15 protein-coding genes and 1 pseudogene are annotated in these 17,620 nt (G+C 71.0%); 6 read left to right on the top strand and 10 right to left on the bottom strand.

The annotated features are described in order from the left end of the window. Window positions 1–166: 166 nt before the first annotated feature. Together SLV14N_RS05835 and SLV14N_RS05830 are read left to right on the top strand one after the other, a co-directional pair. Window positions 167–868 (top strand): class I SAM-dependent methyltransferase, encoded by a 702-nt coding sequence (locus SLV14N_RS05835; protein ID WP_263268418.1) that lies wholly within the window; start codon window positions 167–169, stop codon window positions 866–868. Window positions 869–1,012: 144 nt separating this feature from the next. Then, window positions 1,013–3,001 carry an ATP-binding SpoIIE family protein phosphatase gene (locus SLV14N_RS05830; RefSeq protein ID WP_259670141.1) on the top strand — a complete coding sequence of 663 codons (1,989 nt, stop codon included), beginning with the start codon at window positions 1,013–1,015 and terminating at the stop codon, window positions 2,999–3,001. 126 nt (window positions 3,002–3,127) lie between these two features. Here SLV14N_RS05830 and SLV14N_RS05825 read toward each other — a convergent pair whose 3' ends face one another. Continuing rightward, window positions 3,128–3,502, bottom strand: a complete 375-nt coding sequence (locus SLV14N_RS05825) for a VOC family protein (RefSeq protein WP_208680065.1) — start codon at window positions 3,500–3,502, stop codon at window positions 3,128–3,130. Window positions 3,503–3,771: 269 nt separating this feature from the next. Here SLV14N_RS05825 and SLV14N_RS05820 point away from each other — a divergent pair, with 269 nt between their 5' ends. Continuing rightward, window positions 3,772–5,226 carry a glycoside hydrolase family 30 beta sandwich domain-containing protein gene (locus SLV14N_RS05820; protein ID WP_208680064.1) on the top strand — a complete coding sequence of 485 codons (1,455 nt, stop codon included), beginning with the start codon at window positions 3,772–3,774 and terminating at the stop codon, window positions 5,224–5,226. A gap of 91 nt (window positions 5,227–5,317) precedes the next feature. On the opposite strand, the gene SLV14N_RS05815 is transcribed toward SLV14N_RS05820, so the two are convergent. The 8 genes and pseudogenes from SLV14N_RS05815 to SLV14N_RS05780 all read right to left on the bottom strand — a co-directional run bounded on the left by SLV14N_RS05815 (window position 5,318) and on the right by SLV14N_RS05780 (window position 13,341). Further along, the gene (locus tag SLV14N_RS05815) at window positions 5,318–6,541 is read right to left on the bottom strand and encodes a metallophosphoesterase (protein WP_208680063.1); all 1,224 of its coding nucleotides are present in this window, start codon (window positions 6,539–6,541) and stop codon (window positions 5,318–5,320) included. Between the two features lie 273 nt (window positions 6,542–6,814). Continuing rightward, window positions 6,815–7,324: a DUF1990 family protein gene (locus tag SLV14N_RS05810; protein WP_263268414.1), complete on the bottom strand. Its 510-nt coding sequence runs from the start codon at window positions 7,322–7,324 to the stop codon at window positions 6,815–6,817. 142 nt (window positions 7,325–7,466) lie between these two features. After that, the gene (locus SLV14N_RS05805) at window positions 7,467–8,318 is read right to left on the bottom strand and encodes a crotonase/enoyl-CoA hydratase family protein (RefSeq protein WP_263268412.1); all 852 of its coding nucleotides are present in this window, start codon (window positions 8,316–8,318) and stop codon (window positions 7,467–7,469) included. Continuing rightward, a complete protein-coding gene (locus SLV14N_RS05800; RefSeq protein ID WP_263268410.1) occupies window positions 8,318–9,982 on the bottom strand; it encodes an acyl-CoA dehydrogenase family protein in 1,665 nt (554 codons plus the stop codon). Before SLV14N_RS05800 ends, SLV14N_RS05805 begins: the two co-directional genes overlap by 1 nt. A gap of 161 nt (window positions 9,983–10,143) precedes the next feature. Next, window positions 10,144–11,046: an aminoglycoside phosphotransferase family protein gene (locus SLV14N_RS05795; protein WP_263268408.1), complete on the bottom strand. Its 903-nt coding sequence runs from the start codon at window positions 11,044–11,046 to the stop codon at window positions 10,144–10,146. 53 nt (window positions 11,047–11,099) lie between these two features. Further along, a pseudogene (locus SLV14N_RS05790) lies at window positions 11,100–11,351 on the bottom strand (IS630 family transposase); the annotation flags it as partial. After that, window positions 11,350–12,369, bottom strand: coding sequence for a hypothetical protein (locus SLV14N_RS05785; protein WP_263268405.1), 1,020 nt, complete (start codon window positions 12,367–12,369; stop codon window positions 11,350–11,352). The pseudogene SLV14N_RS05790 and the gene SLV14N_RS05785, both read right to left, overlap by 2 nt. Before the next feature lie 237 nt (window positions 12,370–12,606). Continuing rightward, entirely contained in the window at window positions 12,607–13,341 is a 735-nt protein-coding gene (locus SLV14N_RS05780; protein WP_263268404.1) for a class I SAM-dependent methyltransferase, read from the bottom strand. Window positions 13,342–13,411: 70 nt separating this feature from the next. Between SLV14N_RS05780 and SLV14N_RS05775 the strand changes: the two genes are divergently transcribed. After that, window positions 13,412–13,687 carry a transposase gene (locus tag SLV14N_RS05775; protein ID WP_263268403.1) on the top strand — a complete coding sequence of 92 codons (276 nt, stop codon included), beginning with the start codon at window positions 13,412–13,414 and terminating at the stop codon, window positions 13,685–13,687. 14 nt (window positions 13,688–13,701) lie between these two features. Beyond that, a complete protein-coding gene (locus SLV14N_RS05770; RefSeq protein ID WP_208680055.1) occupies window positions 13,702–14,475 on the top strand; it encodes a PaaX family transcriptional regulator C-terminal domain-containing protein in 774 nt (257 codons plus the stop codon). A gap of 140 nt (window positions 14,476–14,615) precedes the next feature. Here the strand turns inward: SLV14N_RS05770 and SLV14N_RS05765 are convergent, their stop codons facing one another. After that, complete coding sequence (locus tag SLV14N_RS05765) at window positions 14,616–16,034, bottom strand: hypothetical protein (RefSeq protein WP_263268402.1); 1,419 nt, start codon at window positions 16,032–16,034, stop codon at window positions 14,616–14,618. A 307-nt stretch (window positions 16,035–16,341) separates the two neighbouring features. Between SLV14N_RS05765 and SLV14N_RS05760 the strand changes: the two genes are divergently transcribed. Continuing rightward, on the top strand, window positions 16,342–17,610 hold the full coding sequence (locus SLV14N_RS05760) for an aminotransferase class I/II-fold pyridoxal phosphate-dependent enzyme (RefSeq protein WP_018088453.1): 1,269 nt from the start codon (window positions 16,342–16,344) through the stop codon (window positions 17,608–17,610). Window positions 17,611–17,620 lie beyond the last annotated feature (10 nt).

Here is a 17,620-nt window from a genome sequence, read left to right as displayed (position 1 = left end):
GGCTGAGGTTGCCCGGGTGCCGATGCGCCCGGCGTTCCCGACGGGGCCGGAGGCTGCACCGTGCCCCACACGCACCTCGCGCGAGCGGATTCCTGCGAGGCCGCGGCGGATGAAAGGGGAACATAGTAGATACAATCGAATAGCTGCACGTAAAGAGGTGCAATTCGTGAGCAGAGGATTCGTCGAGGCCGCATACGAGAGCGACGAGGCCGGTCCTGAGGGCATTCGGCTCGACCGCGTGGGGCAGGCCGAGGCGTTCGACGCGATCGGCGACCGCTATGACGAGGCGTTCCCCTACAAGAAGGGGCAGCTCGCGGCCGCAGAGTGGGTGATCGGGTCGCTGCCCGCCGGATCCCGTGTGCTGGACCTGGGCTGCGGAACCGGCCTCCCGACCGCCCGGCAGCTGGTGGAGGCCGCGTGCGAGGTGGTCGGCGTCGATCTGTCCCGTGGGATGGTGGCCCTCGCCCGGGAGTATGTGCCCGGTGCCACGTTCGACCGGCTGGACATCGCCGATCTGGGGCCCGACGGCCCTCATGACCTGGGCCGTTTCGATGCGGTCGTGGCGTTTTTCTCGCTGCTGATGTTGCCGCGCGCCGAGATTCCCGGTGTGCTGCGGACGGTCCACGACCTGCTGGTCCCCGGTGGCCTGTTCAGCCTCTCGATGGTGGAGGCCGACGTGGACTACTTCAAGATCCCGTTCCTCGGCAACGCGATCCGGGTGACCGGTTACCTGCGGGAAGACCTGCGCAAGGTCATCGAGGAGGCGGACTTCGAGGTCGTCGAGGAGTCCTCGTACACCTACGCCCCGGAGATCTCGGACGTGCCGCCCGAGGAACAGCTGTTTCTCAACTGCACGCGGCGCGGCTGAGGCCGCCCAGCGCGGTCCCCGGTCCCCATCGGACGGGCGAGACGAGTGATGAAGCCCCGCACCCCAGGCCGAGGCCCCGGCAGGTTCGCCGCCGGGGCCGGGGAGCGCCCTGCTCCCCAGGACCTGGCAGCGGGTGCCGTACCTGTGGACGCCAACCCCAACCCCAATGCCAACGTCAACGCCCCCGCGCCGCCTCAGCCGACGAGGAAGCAGCCCCCATCGCTCGACGAGGAGCGGTCCCCGCCGCCCCAGCAGCCGGACGACGCACCACCACGGACATCGCCGTCCCACCCGCCGTCTCCCGGAAGCCCCCGCTCCGACGGCGTGTCCGGTGGATCGGGGGAGAGCCCGACCCCGACGGGCCGCGGCACCACCTGCCCCGCGCCGACCGCCGAGCGTGCTGCGGAGGGGCCCAGGGACCAGGCCGCGCGTGCCGCCGAGGCGCAGACCGATCGGCTCCGGTTCCTCGAAACCGCGACGCAGCGGATCGCCCGGGGCGTCGACCTGGACGAGACGCTGCGAGAACTGCGCCAGGCAGCGATTCCCGCGTTCGCCGACGCGATGCTCGTCCATCTGCGTCATCCGCTGCCGACCGGGGAAGGGCAAGCGACCGAGCCTCTCGTCCTGCGGCTGTACAGCGTCACCCAGGGGGCGGAGGACGCGGTCACTGCGGCGCCTCAGGGGGCCGCCGAGCTCACGCAGCTGACGGTCACCGGCCGGTTCGTCGAGTCTCTGCTGGCCCGGCAGCCCCTCTTCGGTGACGCCCCGGAGGTCGCGCCCGCGGTGGCCGAGCTGCTGGAGCCGGTGGGGAGCATGCCGACGCCGCCCTCACCGGGCCGACGGCTGATCATCGCCCCGCTGTACGGCCGCTGTCACCTCCTGGGAACCGTTGCCCTGTTGCGCGGGGCCGACCGGCTCGCCTTCACGAGCGACGACCTGCTCGTCGCCTCCCAGCTCGCCACGCACGCCGCTTTCGGCGTCGACGAGACCATGCCGTACGGACACGAAGCCTCGGTCGCGGACGCGCTCCAGCTCACGATGCTGCCGTCGTCGCTCCCCGAGACCACGGGGGTCCGGCTGGCGAGTCGCTACCTGTGGGCTGCCGGGAGCACCCAGGTGGGCGGTGACTGGTACGACGCGATCCCGCTGCCCGGCAACCGCGTCGCACTGGTCGTCGGCGACGTCATGGGGCACTCCATCACCTCCGCCGCCATCATGGGCCAGCTGCGCACCACCGTGCAGACCCTGGCCAGGCTCGACCTGCCGCCGGAAGAGGTCCTGTATCACCTCGACGAGCAGGCCCAGCGCCTCGGCAGCGAGCACATGGCGACCTGCCTCTACGCCATCTACGACCCGATATCGCAGCGACTTCAGGTGGCCGACGCGGGCCATCCGCCCCCGGTACTGCTGCACGCGGACGGCTCGGGCGAAGTGCTTCAGGTCCCGCCCGGCGCACCGATCGGAGTGGGCGGCGTTCCCTTCGAAACCGTGGAAATGCCCGCGCCCACCGGAGCGACTCTGCTCCTGTACACCGACGGCCTTGTCGAGTCGCGCACCACGGATGTCTGGACAGGTGTGGAGTTGCTGCGGACCCGCCTGGAAGCTGCTGCCGCCATGGCCGCCTCCCCGCCCCTGGAAATGCTCTGCGACGCGGTGCTGACCCTCCTGGAACCGGACGCCCGGGATGACGACGCGGCGCTGATAGCCGCCCGGTTCGACGGCTTCCCGCCGCGCAATGTCGCGTACTGGTTCCTCAGCCCCCAGCCGCAAACGGCCGGCCGGGCACGGCAGCTGACCCGCAGGGCGCTGCACCGCTGGGGCCTGGGCTCGATGCTCGACGCGACCGAGCTCATGGTCAGCGAAGTGGTGACGAACGCGGTGCGCTACGCCTCCCGCCCGATCGCCCTGCGACTGCTCCGTACCGAGGTGCTCCGGTGCGAGGTGGGTGACGATTCATCGCAGCTGCCCCGGCTGCGGTGCGCTCAGGCCGGTGACGAGGGCGGACGCGGCCTGTTCCTGGTCGACCAGCTCTCCCAGGGCTGGGGAGCGACAATGCTGAGCACCGGCAAGGTCGTCTGGTTCGAGCAGCGGATCCCCGAGGAATACCGCCAGAAGGGGCCGGACGCAGCGTAGTTCGCGGTTCGCGGTTCGCGGTTCGCGAGACCGAGCTCGGCGTGGGCGGTATTGAGGCAGTTGCTACGCCGCTCGTCCGTTTTTGCGGAACCGCCGGAACGGATGCTGCGCACGGTGTTCCTGGCGTCAGCTCCTGGTCAGGCAGAACGGGTGCCCGGCCGGATCGAGGAACACCCGCCATCTGTCACCGCCTGGTTGCGAGTCGGGCTTGACCGCGCCCGATTCCAGCAGCAGGGTCTCGGCCCGGTCGAGGTCGTCGACCGCAAAGTCGAAGTGAAACTGCTGTGGCACGGTCTGCTCCGGCCAGCTGGGAGCCTGGTAGTTGACGACCCGCTGGAAGCCGATGAACAGTCCGTCCTCACAGACGAGCCCCGCGAAGTCACCGTTGGACCGATCGGCGAGTCGGAGCCCGGTTGCCTGCTGGTAGAACGCGGCCAGCGCCAACGGATCGGCGCAGTCGAGTGTTACCGCCGTCAGCCTCATGTTCATCTGCGCTGGCATGCACAACTCCGTATCGGCTCTCATGCTGGTGGACTGTATAGAGGTCACATCGTAGGGATCAGCTGCGCACTATCCTTGACGCGGCATGTGCTGGTCGGGACCGGATGGACCCGCAGTCGGCCGGCTGTGGCTCAGGGGCCGGGTAGCGGTGGCAGGGCCGAGGCCACGTCGGCAGGGACGTGCCCGAGCCGGAAGCAGGTCCGTGATCAGGTGCGTGCGCGTGCCGGCGTGCGTGCCTGACTGTCCTTGCCAGAGGAAGACACACCCATATGAGAGCCAGCAGCGTCCGGCGGATCCTGACCGGTGCGTTCGGGGCGGTGGTGGCCGCGCTCGTGGTGCTGTGGGCGGTCGGACCGCCGGCCGGTGGGCCGCGGCAGGTGCAGGTCTACCTCACCACCACCTCCGGATCCGGGGGCAGGCAGGTGGTGAAGGGGCTGGAGAAGCAGGCGCCGCTCACCTTTGCGCCGGGTGGCGGGGGCGGCATCGCCGTCGACGAGGCGAAGAGGTACCAGCGGTTCGAGGGTGGTGGTGCCTCCTTCACCGATACCGCCGCATGGCTGCTGAACAGCAGCGGCGCGCTGAGTGACCGTGCCCGCGCCGCCACGATGAGGAAGCTCTTCGACCCCGCCGACGGCATCGGGCTCAGCTTCGTCCGTAACCCCATGGGCGCCTCCGACCTCGCCCGCTTCGGCTACACCTACGACGACCTGCCGGCCGGGCGGACCGACCCGGGCCTGAAGCACTTCTCCGTCGCACACGATCTCGCCGACGTCCTGCCGCTGACCGCCTGGGCCCGCCGGCTCAACCCGGCCGTCAGGGTGATGGCCTCGCCCTGGAGCGCACCCGCCTGGATGAAGGACAACAGGAAGCTCGACCAGGGATGGCTCCGGGCGAGGTACTACGGCGTCTACGCCCGGTACTTCGTGAAGTACCTCCAGGCGTACCGGGACCGAGGCGTGCCGGTCGACTATGTCTCCGTCCAGAACGAGCCCACCTGCTGCGCCGGGTATCCGTCCATGCGGTGGAACGGCTCCGGACTCGCCTACTTCACCAAGCACGACCTGCTCCCCGCCCTGCGCCACGCGGGACTGTCCACCAAGGTCCTTGCGCTGGACTGGAATTGGGACACCTATCGAGAATTCGCCGCGCCCACTGTCGACGACCCCGTCGTCCGCCGCCATCCCAACTTCGGCGGCATCGCCTGGCACGGCTACAGCGGTGAGGTCACCCGGCAGACCAGGTTGCACCACCGGTACCCGGGTCTGGCCGCGTACGACACCGAGCACTCCGGCGGCCGGTGGGTCGGCAACCAGCAGCGGGAGGACATGCACAACCTCATCGACTACACCCGCAATTGGGGCCGCAGCTGGGTCAAGTGGTCCCTCGCCGTGGACCAGAACGGCGGCCCGCACCACGGCGGTTGCGGCAACTGCACCGGACTGGTCACCGTGCACCGCGGCGACGGACGGCACGGCACGGTCGACTACACCGTCGAGTACTACACGATGGGCCATCTCACCAAGTTCGTGCGGCCCGGCGCCCGCCGTATCGGCTCCACCGCCTCGGCCACCCTCCCGAATGTCGCGTGGCGCAACCCCGACGGTTCCAGGGCCCTGATCGTCTACAACGACACCGGGCGCACCCGGCGGGCGGGTATCAACTGGCAGGGGCAGCACGTCACTTATGCTCTGCCGGCCGGCGCCTCGGCCACCTTCACCTGGTAGGCCCGAGCTCTCTCGTACGCCGATCCCTCTCGTACGCCCAGTACGAGGTGAGCCGTCCCGGGGGAGTGCGGCCCCGGGACGGCTGCTGTCGTCAGGCGTGCGTCCGCGCCGGCGCCGCCACCGGCCGGGTCTGGTGGGTCCGGTGGGCCAGGGTGGCCTTCCGGGTCGCCACATCGACGGTGTACGCGTCGATGGTCAGCCGCGCACCGGACACCTTCAGCACCATGAACCCGTTGTCGGAGAAGTTCTGCCAGGCCGCCGGGTGTCCGAAGTGTGCCTTGCCGTCCTCCGTCTTGGCCGACGCACCGCACACCACCTGCCGGGTGCCGCCCGTACGGGCCGTCGGCTCCAGGATCTGCAGTGTGTGGTCGTGGCCGGACAGGATCAGATCGGCCCGTCCGCAGACCACGTTCTCGTACATGTCCTTGAGGTGGACACCGCTGGTGTAGTTCCCGATCTCGAAACCGTCATAGGAACCGGCGCTGCCGTGCTTGCCGTTGTTGAGGTACGGGTGGTGGCCGATCACCACCTTCCAGCGGGCGCGCGAGGCGCGCAGCGCACCGTCCAGCCAGCTCCGCTGCTGGCGCATGTACGGCCCGTCCCAGCGGTAGTGCGGGTCGAGCTGGGCCACATACGACGACCAGGGGATGGTGTCGATGGCGAAGAACTCCACCAGCGGGTCGGCGGCCGGCAGCGGCACGCTGTAGTAGCGGCTCGGCATGTACCAGCGCCGTGACGTGGCGGCATAGGCGACCTCGCGGTCACCGCGGGACGGGTCGCCACCGCTGCCCGGAATCAGCCCAGAGCAGTCGTGATTGCCCAGCACCATCAGCCACGGCACATCGATACCGCTGTTCGGCTTCTCGAACTTGTCCTGGAACTCCGAGTCATCGTCGGATTCCGGCCCGTTCTCGTAAATATTGTCGCCGAGGCCCACCGCAAGGCCTATCCCCTCGGTCCGGCACAGGTCTCGTGCGGCGGCCGCCACCGCGTACTGCGCCTCGTCCCCCGTCCCCGCGTCACCGGTGACCAGAACGGCGAACTCGCCCTTGCCATTGGGGTGTTCGGGAAACGGGAAGGCTCCCGGGCCCCCGAGGCGGGGCGCGGCGGACGCGGGCGACTGGGCCGGCGAAGGCAGCACCGTGAGTGCCGCACCGGCCATGGCACCGCCCAGCAGGGTCCGCCGGTTCACCCACTGCGGAACGCGCCCCGTCGTCCGCATCGACGGCCCCCCGGCCGTCGTCTCCGACCCGGCCCGCAGCCACTCCCGCTCGGTCATGTCCGCCTGCGGCGGGATCAGTTCGTCTTCACACATTCTGGTTTTCTTTCACGGTCGCCAGAGGTGATGGTGACGAAAAGATGAAGCAGAGGTGGACGTATGGCGATCGGAAGTGGTGTTGCTACGCGTCGGTAACTACGTGTGCGTGGGGGGCCATCAGGGTGTGAACGAATCCCGCTGACATGACGTCGAGAGGCATGGTGAGGTGCTCCCGCCGACGCTCCCGCAGATGCCCTGGGGCCGAGCGAGTGGCGGAGGCGGGCGGCGGTGTCCGGCTTCGGCGGTGTCCTGTTTCCCGTCGTGCGGAATTCACGGACGGTTCGCCAGGCGGCGGAGGGTCCGGCCCAGATGACGGGCGTACTGGCGCTGGAAGACGGGGACCAGCGGGCCGGCGAGGCGGGTGAGCGTCCGGGCGGGCCGGCTGAAGGCGGTCACCGTGAACCAGACCGAGCCGTCCGCGCGCAGCTCGGCGACGAACGCCTCCTCACCGCACTCGGGATGCCCCTTCCGGGCCCCGTATCCGAAGCCGATGCGGTTCTCGTCGCTCACCGTCCACACCACCGTGCACGGCGCCCGCAGCCGCAGCGGGCCGAACCCCAGCGCGACCTCGACGTGCACGCCCGGCGCCGCCCGCGGGGCGTCGGAGCGGATTCCGGCGCCGGCCGCGCGGTGCATCCGGAAGGTGGTGATCGCCTCGCCCGCCGCGGTCAGTACCGCGCGGCCGTGGCCGAGCGGCAGTTCCTCGTGGAGGTGGTGGTAGCCGGGTGGCAGCGGGGTACGCCGAGTGCCGCCCTCCTCGGGGTAGTTCAGATCGCGCATGGTGTGCTCCTGGCGGGCGGCGGGCGGCGGGCGGCGGGCGGCGGGCGGGCGGCGGCGGGGTAGAGCGACGGTACGCGGAGGGCCGCCGACCTTCAACGACGCCGGTCACCTGTTGTGGGGCGGCGGGTCGCAGCGGTTGCCGTCAGCTGCCCTGGCCAGGGCCGGAGGGGGAGGAGTCCGGAGCGGATCCGGGGCGGGCCGGCGCCGTGGGCGTCATGGTTCCCGGCTCCTGACTCCCGTCCGGTGCTCCGTGCCGCCCCGCCCCCGCGGCGAACCGCGCCGCACCTGCCGTCGCCTCGGGCAGTACCGCCTGTCCGTAACGGAGTTCCGCGGCCATCGCCGACTCCTCGTCCAGGCCCTCCTGGTCCAGCAGGGAGGCGCGGTCGCTGCGCAGACACGCCTGCGGGAAGCGGGCGATCTCCGCCGCCAGCAGCTCGGCCTCCGCGCGCGCCGTACCGGCCGGCACCACGCGGTGGACCAGACCGATGTCCAGCGCCTCCGCGGCCGGGACCGGACGCCCCGTCAGCACCAGGTCCATCGCCCGGCTCGCACCGATCAGCCGCGGCAGCCGCACCGTACCGCCGTCGATCAGCGGTACTCCCCAGCGCCGGCAGAACACCCCGAACACCGCGTCCTCCTCCGCCACCCGGAGATCGCACCAGAGCGCCAGCTCCAGACCGCCGGCCACCGCATGCCCCGCGACCGCCGCGATCACCGGCTTGCCCAGCCGCATCCGGGTCGGCCCCATCGGCCCGTCCCCGTCCGGGGTCACGCGATTGCCGTGCTCGGTGCCGATCGCCTTGAGATCGGCACCGGAGCAGAACGTCCCGCCCTCGCCCCACAACACCGCGACCCGGGCACCGTCATCGGCGTCGAACTCCCGGAAGGCGTCCGCGAGTTGCCGGGCCGTCGCCCCGTCCACGGCATTGCGGGAAGCGGGCCGGGACAGCACCACCGTCGTCACCGGCCCGGCGCGCTCCACCCGTACGGACATCAGACCGCGCTCCCGGCCGCACCTGCCGCATCCGGCCGGGCCCGCTCCAGGATCGAGGTCAGATCGGCGCCGGCCGGCAGGGTGCCGAAGGCGTTGCCCCACTCCCCGTCGAGCCGCGAGGCGCAGAACGCATCGGCGACCGCCGGGTGGCTGTGCCGCACCAGCAGGGAACCCTGCAGCACCAGCGCCATCCGCTCCGCCAGCGACCGCGCCATCAGCTGCGCCCGCTCCGGCTCGGCGAGCCCGCCGAGCATCTTGCGTACCCCGGCCACCGCCGCGTCCAGCCGCCGGTCGGCGCCCGCCGCGGTCTCCACCTCGGCGAAGAACGCGTCCAGCGCCGCCGGTTCCTTGCCCAGCGCCCGCAGCACATCGAGCGCGGCGACATTTCCCGAGCCCTCCCAGATGGACAGCAGCGGCGCCTCCCGGTAGAGCCGCGGCATACCGGAATCCTCGACGTAGCCGTTGCCGCCCAGACACTCCAGCGCCTCCGCGGCATGGGTGCTGCCCCGCTTGCACACCCAGTACTTGCCGGCCGCCAGTGCCAGCCGGCGCAGCGCCGCCTCCCCGGCGTCCCCGGCCTGCGAGCGGTCCACCGCCGTCGCCAGCCGCATCCCCAGCAGGGTCGCCGCCTCCGACTCGACCGCCAGATCGGCGAGCACCGAACGCATCAGCGGCTGACGGTCCAGCTGCCGCCCGAACGCCCGGCGGTGAGCGGTGTGGTGCAGCGCCTGCCGCAACCCGGCCCGCATCCCGGCCGCCGACCCCAGCACACAGTCCAGCCGGGTCATGTTCACCATCTCGACGATGGTCCGCACCCCGCGGCCCGGTTCGCCGACCGGCCAGGCCACCGCCTCGTCGTACTCGATCTCGGAGGAGGCGTTGGAGCGGTTGCCCAGCTTGTCCTTGAGCCGCATCAGCCGCATCCCGTTGAGCGTGCCGTCCGGCAGCACCCGCGGCACCAGGAAGCAGCCGAGCCCCTCCTCGGTCTGCGCCAGCGCCAGGAACACATCGCTCATCGGCGCCGAGGTGAACCACTTGTGGCCGGTGACGCGGTATGTGCCGTCGCCGGCCGGCACCGCGCGCGTGGTGTTGGCCCGTACGTCGGAGCCGCCCTGCTTCTCCGTCATCGACATGCCGGCGATCAGGCCCGACTTGGTCAGCGGCGACCGCAGCCCGAAGTCGTAGCTGCGGGCGGCGAGCAGCGGTTCGTACTGCGCGGCGAGATCCGGCGCGGCACGCAGCGCGGGCACCGCGGCGTACGTCATCGAGATCGGACAGCCGTGTCCCGCCTCGGCCTGCGACCAGACGTAGAACTTCGCGGCGCGCACCAGATGCGCCCCGGAGCGGCCGTCGGCCCAGGGCGCGGCGTGCAGCCCGTGCTCCACCGCGACGGTCATCAGCTGATGCCAGGCCGGATGGAAGGCGACCTCGTCGATGCGGTGGCCGAACCGGTCGTGGGTGTGCAGCCGCGGCGGCTGCTCCTCCGCCCAGCGGGCCTGCTCCTGCACCGCCGCGGAACCGGCCAGCGCGCCGAGCTCGGTCACCTCCCGCACGCCCCACTCGGCGCCGTCCCGGCGCAGCGCCTCCAGCAGGGCCGGCTCGTCCGCCGTGCTGAACCCGGTCAGCGGCGGGGCCTGATTCACGACTTCATGGGTGACGGTCATACCGTTGACGTTACAGAAGTCTGACAGCCGCGGGAAGGGTGTAAGGGCAGGGCTGTAAGGACAAGGGCAGGGCTGTAAGGACAAGGACAGGGCTGTAAGGACAAGGACGTGACCCGGCTGTCCCCGCTCAAGCACAAGAACCTCAATGTGCTGGGCCGTGCCTACGTCAAACCGCCTCTCAGAACACGATCGAGTGCTGCCCGGCCTGCGGGTCCCCATGTCGGCTTGCCGCCAGGGAGGCCCCGGTCGCCGTTCTGGCCCATGAGCATGAGGAACAGGCTCTTCAGGGCGGCCAGCCCGCGGGCGCGCCGGATCGTCCCCTCGTCTGCCCGCGCGTATGCGTCGAAGAAGCGTGAGGCGGCGCCGGCGGGAAGGATGATCCATGCGGCCGCGAGGTCCCACGCCGGATCGCCGGCGAACATGTCACCGAAGTCGATCACGCCCGAGAGCGTCCCGTCCGAGACGACGACGTTCGCGGGATGAAGGTCGCCGTGCACCCAGAGCGGCGGGCCCTCCCACTCGGGCGCCGCGACGGCGTCGTCCCAGACGGCCCGGACATCGTCGGCGAGGTCGTCGGGGACGACGGCGTGGAAGAAGTGGTCGAATCCGTCCGTGCACTTCTTGGGGTGGTCGCCGCGGTCCTCACTGATCGGCGCGTCTTCGGGCGCCTCCACGTGGAGTGCCTTGAGGAAGCCCGCCAGAGTGTCGGCCGCGTGGTCGCCGCGGCTGATGGAGGTGTAGTCCAGTGGCTCGCCGGGGACCCACGTCATGATGGTCCAGGGCTTCGGGAAGCGCGTAGACGGTTCACCGATCCGTACGGGGTTGGGGACCGGAAGCGGCAGGCGCGGGGCCAGGACGGGCAGCCACCGGCACTCCTTGCGCAGGAGGTCCGGGGCACCTTCTGTACGCGGCATGCGCACAGCCAGGTCGTCCCCAAGGCGCCACATTTGGTTGCCCCACCCACCCGCTACTTCGCGGATGGCCGGTCCTGCGAGGTCCGGATGCTGCTCCTGCAGCAGGTCATGGACCAGGTCTGCGGTGATCTCGATCTCGGATTCGGTCATGCGAAGCCACACTACCGGGGCAGGACTCTGGCTTCGATCGTGATCCGCGACCGGTTGTCGTGCGGGCCGTCGCGGGCGCCATACCACAGGTGCAGCCCGGGCTGGGCGACGACGAACCCGCGCACCACGCGGGCGTGGTGGATGGAGTCGTTGTCGCCCAGCACCACCACTGCCGGGGCGGTGGGGAAGGCCGCCACCAGCTGCCGCAGCAGGGCCAGGAAGTCGGCCGCGCACCGGCGGCCGAGCCGGTAGCGGAAGACACCGGTGGTCACCTCCAGCGCGCCCAGCACGGTGAGCTGACGGTCAGTGGGCCCTGTAGCGGTTGGCGAGTGCGTGGAACGCTTGCTTCGGTTCCCAGGGCATGTCCGGGTAGGCGCGCTTGTCGGCGGGATAGCCGCTGTGCTCGTCCAGGACTTTGACGATGCCGTAGGAGGCGAGGTCCTCGTCCGGTCCGGATGTCCGGTGGGGTGTGCTGAAACCGGCGAAGCTGAACCAGAAGACGGAATCGATGCCCTCCCCCTCGAAGACGGTCATGAGATCGTCGAGGTAGCGGACCTGCTCGCCCTCGTCGCGCACCAGGCCGGGTTTGAGGGTGACGCCGTCGGCCTCCCTCGCCATGTACCAGCCGGCGCCGCCGTGCTCTCCCGCTCCCCGGTAGGTGCAGCAGCCGGCCTCCATGATGGCGACGGGCTTGCCGTGGCCGCATTCCTTGCGCAGGTCGGTGCGGTAGGTGGCCGCATTGCGCAGGCTACGGAAGGCGTCCAGGCCGACGATGTCGAACGGGGCCCAGTCCACGCCGTCCAGAGGGCAGGAGGCGTAGCTCACGCGGCCGCCGAAGAGGGGCCGCACGGCGTCGACGACCTCCCCCAGGAAGGCGTTGACCTTGTCGGGGATGCCCTGGAGCGCGGCTTCGCGGCCGGGGCCCGCCAGGACCGGAATGCGCTCGTTCAGTGTGTCCCCGGGCAGGTATCCGCGGGCGAACACGCTGAGTTCGCAGCCGGTGACGAGGACGACCTCGGCGCCGCCGCGCCGCAGTCGCTCCGCCCGCTCGGCGCAGTCGGTGAACAGCGGCAGCATCTCGGCGTTCGACAGCTCGCAGGGAAACGGCGAGAACCAGACCTCCAGGCCCGCCTCCGCCGCGTACCGCGCCGTAGTCTCGATACGGTCCGGATCGCCCCCGGTGATACGGACAGCGGTGCAGTGCAGGTCCTCGGCGACGACACGCATGTCCCGTTCGACGTCCCGAACGTCGAAGACGGGGCGCGAAGTGTCGCCGTTGGGAAAGGTGCCGGTGTCGTAATGGATGCCCTTGCCGCGCAACATGACGAATGCCTCCGGTGGAATGACTGTGTCTGCCGTACGGCGTCATCGTCCAAGTTGCCGCTGCGTCAGCGTCAAGGCCGCACCGCGGCCGGCCTGTCGCCGAGCTGAGGAACCGGCTGAGGCGGTCGGGCCTGTCCAGAAGCCTTGTGTGTCTCACCCGGCCGGCTCCTGGCCACCGCAGCCCCCTGGACCAGCCCCTGGTTCCCGCCCAGTTACCGACAGAACTTCTGGACGCGCTCAGCTGCCTGAGCCGGTGGCCGACGGCGGTACCTCGACGGCGAAGAACAGGAAGTTGGGGTTGGTCGAAAGGTCCTGGAAGCCGTCCGGGAACAGTTCGCGGGCGGCCGGATCGGGCTGCGGCTCGCTGATGACGCAAAGACGGAAGCCGGCTGTGGTGAAGGCATCGGTCATCGCGTGCAACGGCCTGCGCCACAACTCCATCGGGACGGAATGCCCGTTGAGCGTCCAGTCGAAGGTATAGCTGGTGGTCGCGTGGTAGTCGGGCCGAGGGTCCCGGTGCGCGTAGGCCGTGAAAGGGTGGCTCACCGACGCGATCAGCCGGCCGCCGGGCCGGAGTACCCGCCGCAACTCGGCCAGCGTCGGCCCCCAGTCCTCCAGGTAGTGCAGGACGAGCGACGCAACCACGTCGTCGAACCCATCGTCGTCGAACGGCAGGGGGTCGCTCAGGTCGACCACGTGCAGGCAGGCATCGTCACCGAGCCGCCTCCTGGCCAGCGCCAGCATTCCGGCGCTGGCGTCGATGCCGGTGACAACTGCACCACGGTCGCGCAGGGCAGCGGTCAGGGGGCCTGAACCGCAGCCGGCGTCCAGGATCCGACGGCCAGTCACTTCTCCGGCGAGTGCCAACATCGCGGGCCGCTCGTAGTATGCGTTTACGAGGCTGTTCTCGTTCTCTGCCGAGTACGTTGCGGCGAAGCTGTCGTAGTCGTTCGCCTGGTCTGCAGACTGCATCGTTGCAGCCTAAGGGCTGTCCCGTAGTCCCTGGCGGTTTCGTTTAGATCATCGGATCGTTGGTCCGGATGTGCCGCTGACTGACGCGCAGTGGGTGCGAATCGAGGCGTCGTTCCCGGACCGGACGCCGAAGCGAGGTGGCCGGTGGAGGGAGCACCGTGAGGAGATCGACGCGATCGTCTTCAGATTCCGCACCGGGACGCAGGGGGTGCACCTGCCGGACAGGTACGGCAACTGGAGAGGTGTCTACAACCGGTTGCGGATGTGGGCCGTCGGCGGCACCTGGGAGTGGGTGTTCACCGCGCTGATCTCGGCGCTCCCATGCCGCCAAGCCCGCCCTCGCTAGACTTCCTTGCACATATGAACGACGACCGGACCCGCACGATCGACGACACCGAGGCCGCCGCGCTCGCGCTCCGGCCGCTCACCGCCCGTTCCATCGTGCTGAGCACTCTCCTCGGGCACCACCCGCCGCGGCTGCCCGCACGCGCCCTGGTGCGGGTCGGTGAGCTCTTCGGCATCGCCGAGGGCACCGTCCGGGTCGCGCTCTCCCGGATGGTGGCCGCCGGCGACCTGCGGCAGGCCGAGGGCGCGTACGCCCTCACCACCCGGCTGCTGGCGCGCCAGACCCGGCAGGACGAGAGCCGCTCACCGCGGACCCGCCCCTGGAGCGGGGACTGGGAGATCGCCGTCGTCACCACCCCGGAAGGCCGTCCGGCGGCCGAGCGCACCGCGCTGCGCCAGGCCATGGCGACGCTGCGGCTGGCCGAGCTCCGCGAGGGCAACTGGCTGCGCCCCGCCAACCTCGACCGGTCCCGCCCCGCCGTCGTCACCGACCAGTGCACCTGGTTCACCGGCACCCCGGACGGCGACCCGGCCACGCTCGCCGGCCGGCTGTGGGACCTGACCGGCTGGGCCGGGCGGGCCCGCGCCCTGTCGGCCGCACTGGACCGCGCCGGCACCCACGCCGACCGCTTCACGGTCGCGGCGGCCGCACTCCGCCATCTCCTCGCCGACCCGCTGCTGCCCGCCGAACTCCTGCCGGAGAACTGGCCGGGCGAGCAACTCCGCCGCACCTACGCAGAGTTCGAGACGGAACTACGGGATCTGCTGCGGCAGTATCTGGCGGGCTAGGAGGCGTACCGACCGGGCCGGGCAGGGAAGGGGCCGACGGGGCAGCCGCGAAGCCACAGCCGGAGGCGGATCGCTGTGACGGGACGGCGACGGTGGCGGTGCGGCGGCAGACCTCGGCGCGCGTTTGCCGTGTCCCGTGATCACGCCAGGGCCGCGAGCGCGTCCTCGGCCAGCCCGGCCAGGTAGCGGGGGCAGCCCCACGCCTCGGCGCCGCGGCTTTCCTCGGGGGCCTCGAACTCATCCGGTGCGTAGAGGTGGTTGAGGTGCGCCTCGAAGTCCGGGTATTCGGGCGGATGGGCATCGCCGTGCGCACACGCCGAGTCGGACGGGACCGTCCGGGCGCCGACGAGCAGGTCCCGGATCTCCTCGCCGACGTCAGGAGCCAGTTCGGCGGTCCCCGCGCACCACAGGACGAGGAGCAGCAGCACCAGACGCTCCCGTGGGCTGCCGTCCCCCGTAGCCGCGTAGCGCCGGGCGGCCCAGCGCACGGCGTTCTCGGCCTGCCACGACTTGTCGTACTCCGCCTCGTCGAAGCAGTGTGTGAGCGCGCCGATGTCGAGCCGCCCGTCGGGCCGGAGGTACTCGGTGTCCAGAAGGCGGTCGTCCCGGATGCCGAAGAGCGAGTCCCGCGCGTAGCGCAGATTGCCCAGCGCCTCGTGGGCGAGGCCGCGCAGGAAGTCGTGGCACAGCCACCGCTCCAGGGGCGCGTCCGCGTGCCACGACCTGAGCTCGGCCCGTCCGCCGGGGCTGCGCAGGAGGTAGCCGGTCATGGCGTTGCCGCTCGGGTCGCTGTCCAGGTCGGGGTGTTCGGCGACGGTACGTGCACAGGGAGCGTCGCCCAGTAGCGGCAGCGCCGCCTCCAGGCCCGCGATCATGTCGTCCAGCACGCGCTTCTCGGTGATCAGGCCGGACGTCGCGTACCACTGGCTCGCGTGCAGGGTGACGACATAGCCGGCGAGCACCCCCTGCGTCGGATGGCGGGGGAGGCCGCCGGCCTGGAAGGACAGCTCCTCGCCGGGGTCGCCGTAGGGGTAGCCGTTGAGGACCGAGGACAGGTTGCTCAGGCTGCTCGTGTGGGCGTCGGGGATCAGTCCGGGTATGCCGCGCACCGTGAACGGGGCGAGGACGTCGGCGGTGAGCCGCGCGAAGCCGGCCACGTTGGCCGGGCACCGCCAGGCGCCGCCCTCGGATGCGGGGCTGACCAGGCTCGCCAGGTCGGGCCCGGCCAGCCACACCTCGTCCGCCAGGAGCCCCTTCAGGGTGCCCTCGTAGGGGTGGGAGGGATGGGCGCAGGGCAGGTCCCCCAGCGCCCGGTCGACGGCGCGCAGCGCGTCCAGAGCGCTCCGGGCGGCTTCCCGCCCCGGCTGCCGGACGAGGTATCCGGCCATCTGCACCAGCCCGAAGGTCCACAGATACGCCGTCCCGCCGCCGGGGTCGGCGAGCAGGCGTCGGGCGCAGTCCTGGACGAGCGGATCCGCTTCGGCGCGGTCCGACGTGGCCGTGACGCGCCCCCACGCCTCGGTGAGCCGCTGTGTCCGAGCGGCAGGAGTGTCGATCATGCTCTGTACGACGGTGCGGTGCCCGTGCGGGGTTCCTGGTCGTCCGGGCGGGGCCGTGTCCGGTGGATCTTGGCCGGATGGCTCGCGGCTTCCGGGGCTTACCTCGCAAAGCGCTCATTGGATCGGGTAGCGGGCGTAAAGCCATGAACCAATACGACAGGGAGGCGTCGGGTCGGGGTGTGCTGGGCCCGAGCAAGATCCACCCGGGCCTGCCCGGGGCGGCCGGACGTCGGTTTGTATCCTCGGCAGGCAGTACCGAAGCCCCGGGCGCCGACCCCGCGGCGCCACCGGCCTGAGAGGAAACACCATGACCACCGAGCTGAGCGCCGACGCCCTGAACGGGCTCCTCGAGCGGGCCCGCAAGGACTATCAGGATCTCGCGGGGCGCGGACTCTCGCTGAATCTCACCCGGGGCAAGCCGGCGCCCGAGCAGCTCGACCTCTCCGAGGAGCTGCTGAGCCTGCCGGCCGGGCGGCACACCGCCGCCGACGGTACGGACGTGCGTAACTACGGTGGTCTTGAGGGGCTGCTGGAGCTCCGGGAGATATTCGCCGGGGTGCTCCAGGTGCCGGTCGGGCAGCTCCTCGCGGCGGGCAACTCCAGCCTTGAGCTGATGCACGACAGCCTGGTGCACGCCCTGCTGAGTGTGCTGCCGGGGGCCGAGTCGCGGTGGGTGGAGCAGGAGCGGATCGCGTTCCTGTGCCCGATACCGGGCTACGACCGGCACTTCGCGCTCTGTGAGCGGTTCGGGATCGAGATGATCCCGGTGCCGATGACGGCCGAGGGGCCGGACATGGCGGTCGTGGAGCGGCTGGTCGCCGAGGACCCGGCCGTCAAGGGCATCTGGTGCGTCCCGAAGTACAGCAACCCGGACGGGGTCTGCTACAGCGACGCGACCGTGGCGCGACTGGCCGCGATGAACACCGCCGCGCCCGATTTCCGGATCTTCTGGGACAACGCGTACGCCGCCCACCACCTCACCGACGAGCCCGTCGAGATCGCCGATCTGCTCGCCGCCTGCGCGGACGCCGGGAACCCGGACCGCGCGTTCGTCTTCGGCTCCACCTCGAAGATCACCGCGGCGGGCGCGGGCGTCGCCTTCTTCGGCTCGTCGCCCGCGAATGTGAAGTGGCTGCTGGCCAACAACGCCAAGCGGTCGATCGGCCCGGACAAGGTCAATCAGCTGCGGCACGCGATGTTCCTGCGGGACGCCGACGGGGTGCGGACCCACATGGAGCGCCAGCGCGCCCTGCTCGGGCCGAAGTTCGAGGCGGTGGCCCGGATCCTGGAGGCCGAGCTCGGCGGCACCGGACTCGCCCGCTGGACCGACCCCAAGGGCGGCTACTTCGTCACCCTCGAAGTGCCGGACGGCTGCGCCAAGGAGGTCGTACGCCGGGCCGCCGAGGCGGGCATCGTGCTGACCCCGGCCGGCGCCACCCACCCGTACGGTGACGACCCGCGCGACGCCACCATCCGGATCGCGCCCAGCTACCCCGGCCTCGAAGAGCTGGAGCAGGCCATCGAGGGCCTCGCCGTCTGCGTCCGGCTCGTGGGCTACGAGCAGCAGGCCGGCTAGGACGTGTCCG

The sequence above is a fragment of the Streptomyces sp. Je 1-4 4N24 genome, from assembly GCF_026239515.1.
Taxonomy (GTDB): domain Bacteria; phylum Actinomycetota; class Actinomycetes; order Streptomycetales; family Streptomycetaceae; genus Streptomyces; species Streptomyces nigrescens.
The sequence above is the reverse complement of the archived record's forward strand: the minus strand, read 5'-3'. Positions and strand labels throughout refer to the sequence as shown.

Bases quoted from the DNA above. Each gene is read 5' to 3' on its own strand.
- SLV14N_RS05825 (WP_208680065.1), bottom strand. From the start codon at position 3,502: ATGCCAGCGCAGATGAACATGAGGCTGACGGCGGTAACACTCGACTGC.
- SLV14N_RS05820 (WP_208680064.1), top strand. From the start codon at position 3,772: ATGAGAGCCAGCAGCGTCCGGCGGATCCTGACCGGTGCGTTCGGGGCG.
- SLV14N_RS05815 (WP_208680063.1), bottom strand. From the start codon at position 6,541: ATGTGTGAAGACGAACTGATCCCGCCGCAGGCGGACATGACCGAGCGG.
- SLV14N_RS05810 (WP_263268414.1), bottom strand. From the start codon at position 7,324: ATGCGCGATCTGAACTACCCCGAGGAGGGCGGCACTCGGCGTACCCCG.
- SLV14N_RS05805 (WP_263268412.1), bottom strand. From the start codon at position 8,318: ATGTCCGTACGGGTGGAGCGCGCCGGGCCGGTGACGACGGTGGTGCTG.
- SLV14N_RS05800 (WP_263268410.1), bottom strand. From the start codon at position 9,982: ATGACCGTCACCCATGAAGTCGTGAATCAGGCCCCGCCGCTGACCGGG.
- SLV14N_RS05795 (WP_263268408.1), bottom strand. From the start codon at position 11,046: ATGACCGAATCCGAGATCGAGATCACCGCAGACCTGGTCCATGACCTG.
- SLV14N_RS05785 (WP_263268405.1), bottom strand. From the start codon at position 12,369: ATGTTGCGCGGCAAGGGCATCCATTACGACACCGGCACCTTTCCCAAC.
- SLV14N_RS05780 (WP_263268404.1), bottom strand. From the start codon at position 13,341: ATGCAGTCTGCAGACCAGGCGAACGACTACGACAGCTTCGCCGCAACG.
- SLV14N_RS05770 (WP_208680055.1), top strand. From the start codon at position 13,702: ATGAACGACGACCGGACCCGCACGATCGACGACACCGAGGCCGCCGCG.
- SLV14N_RS05765 (WP_263268402.1), bottom strand. From the start codon at position 16,034: ATGATCGACACTCCTGCCGCTCGGACACAGCGGCTCACCGAGGCGTGG.
- SLV14N_RS05760 (WP_018088453.1), top strand. From the start codon at position 16,342: ATGACCACCGAGCTGAGCGCCGACGCCCTGAACGGGCTCCTCGAGCGG.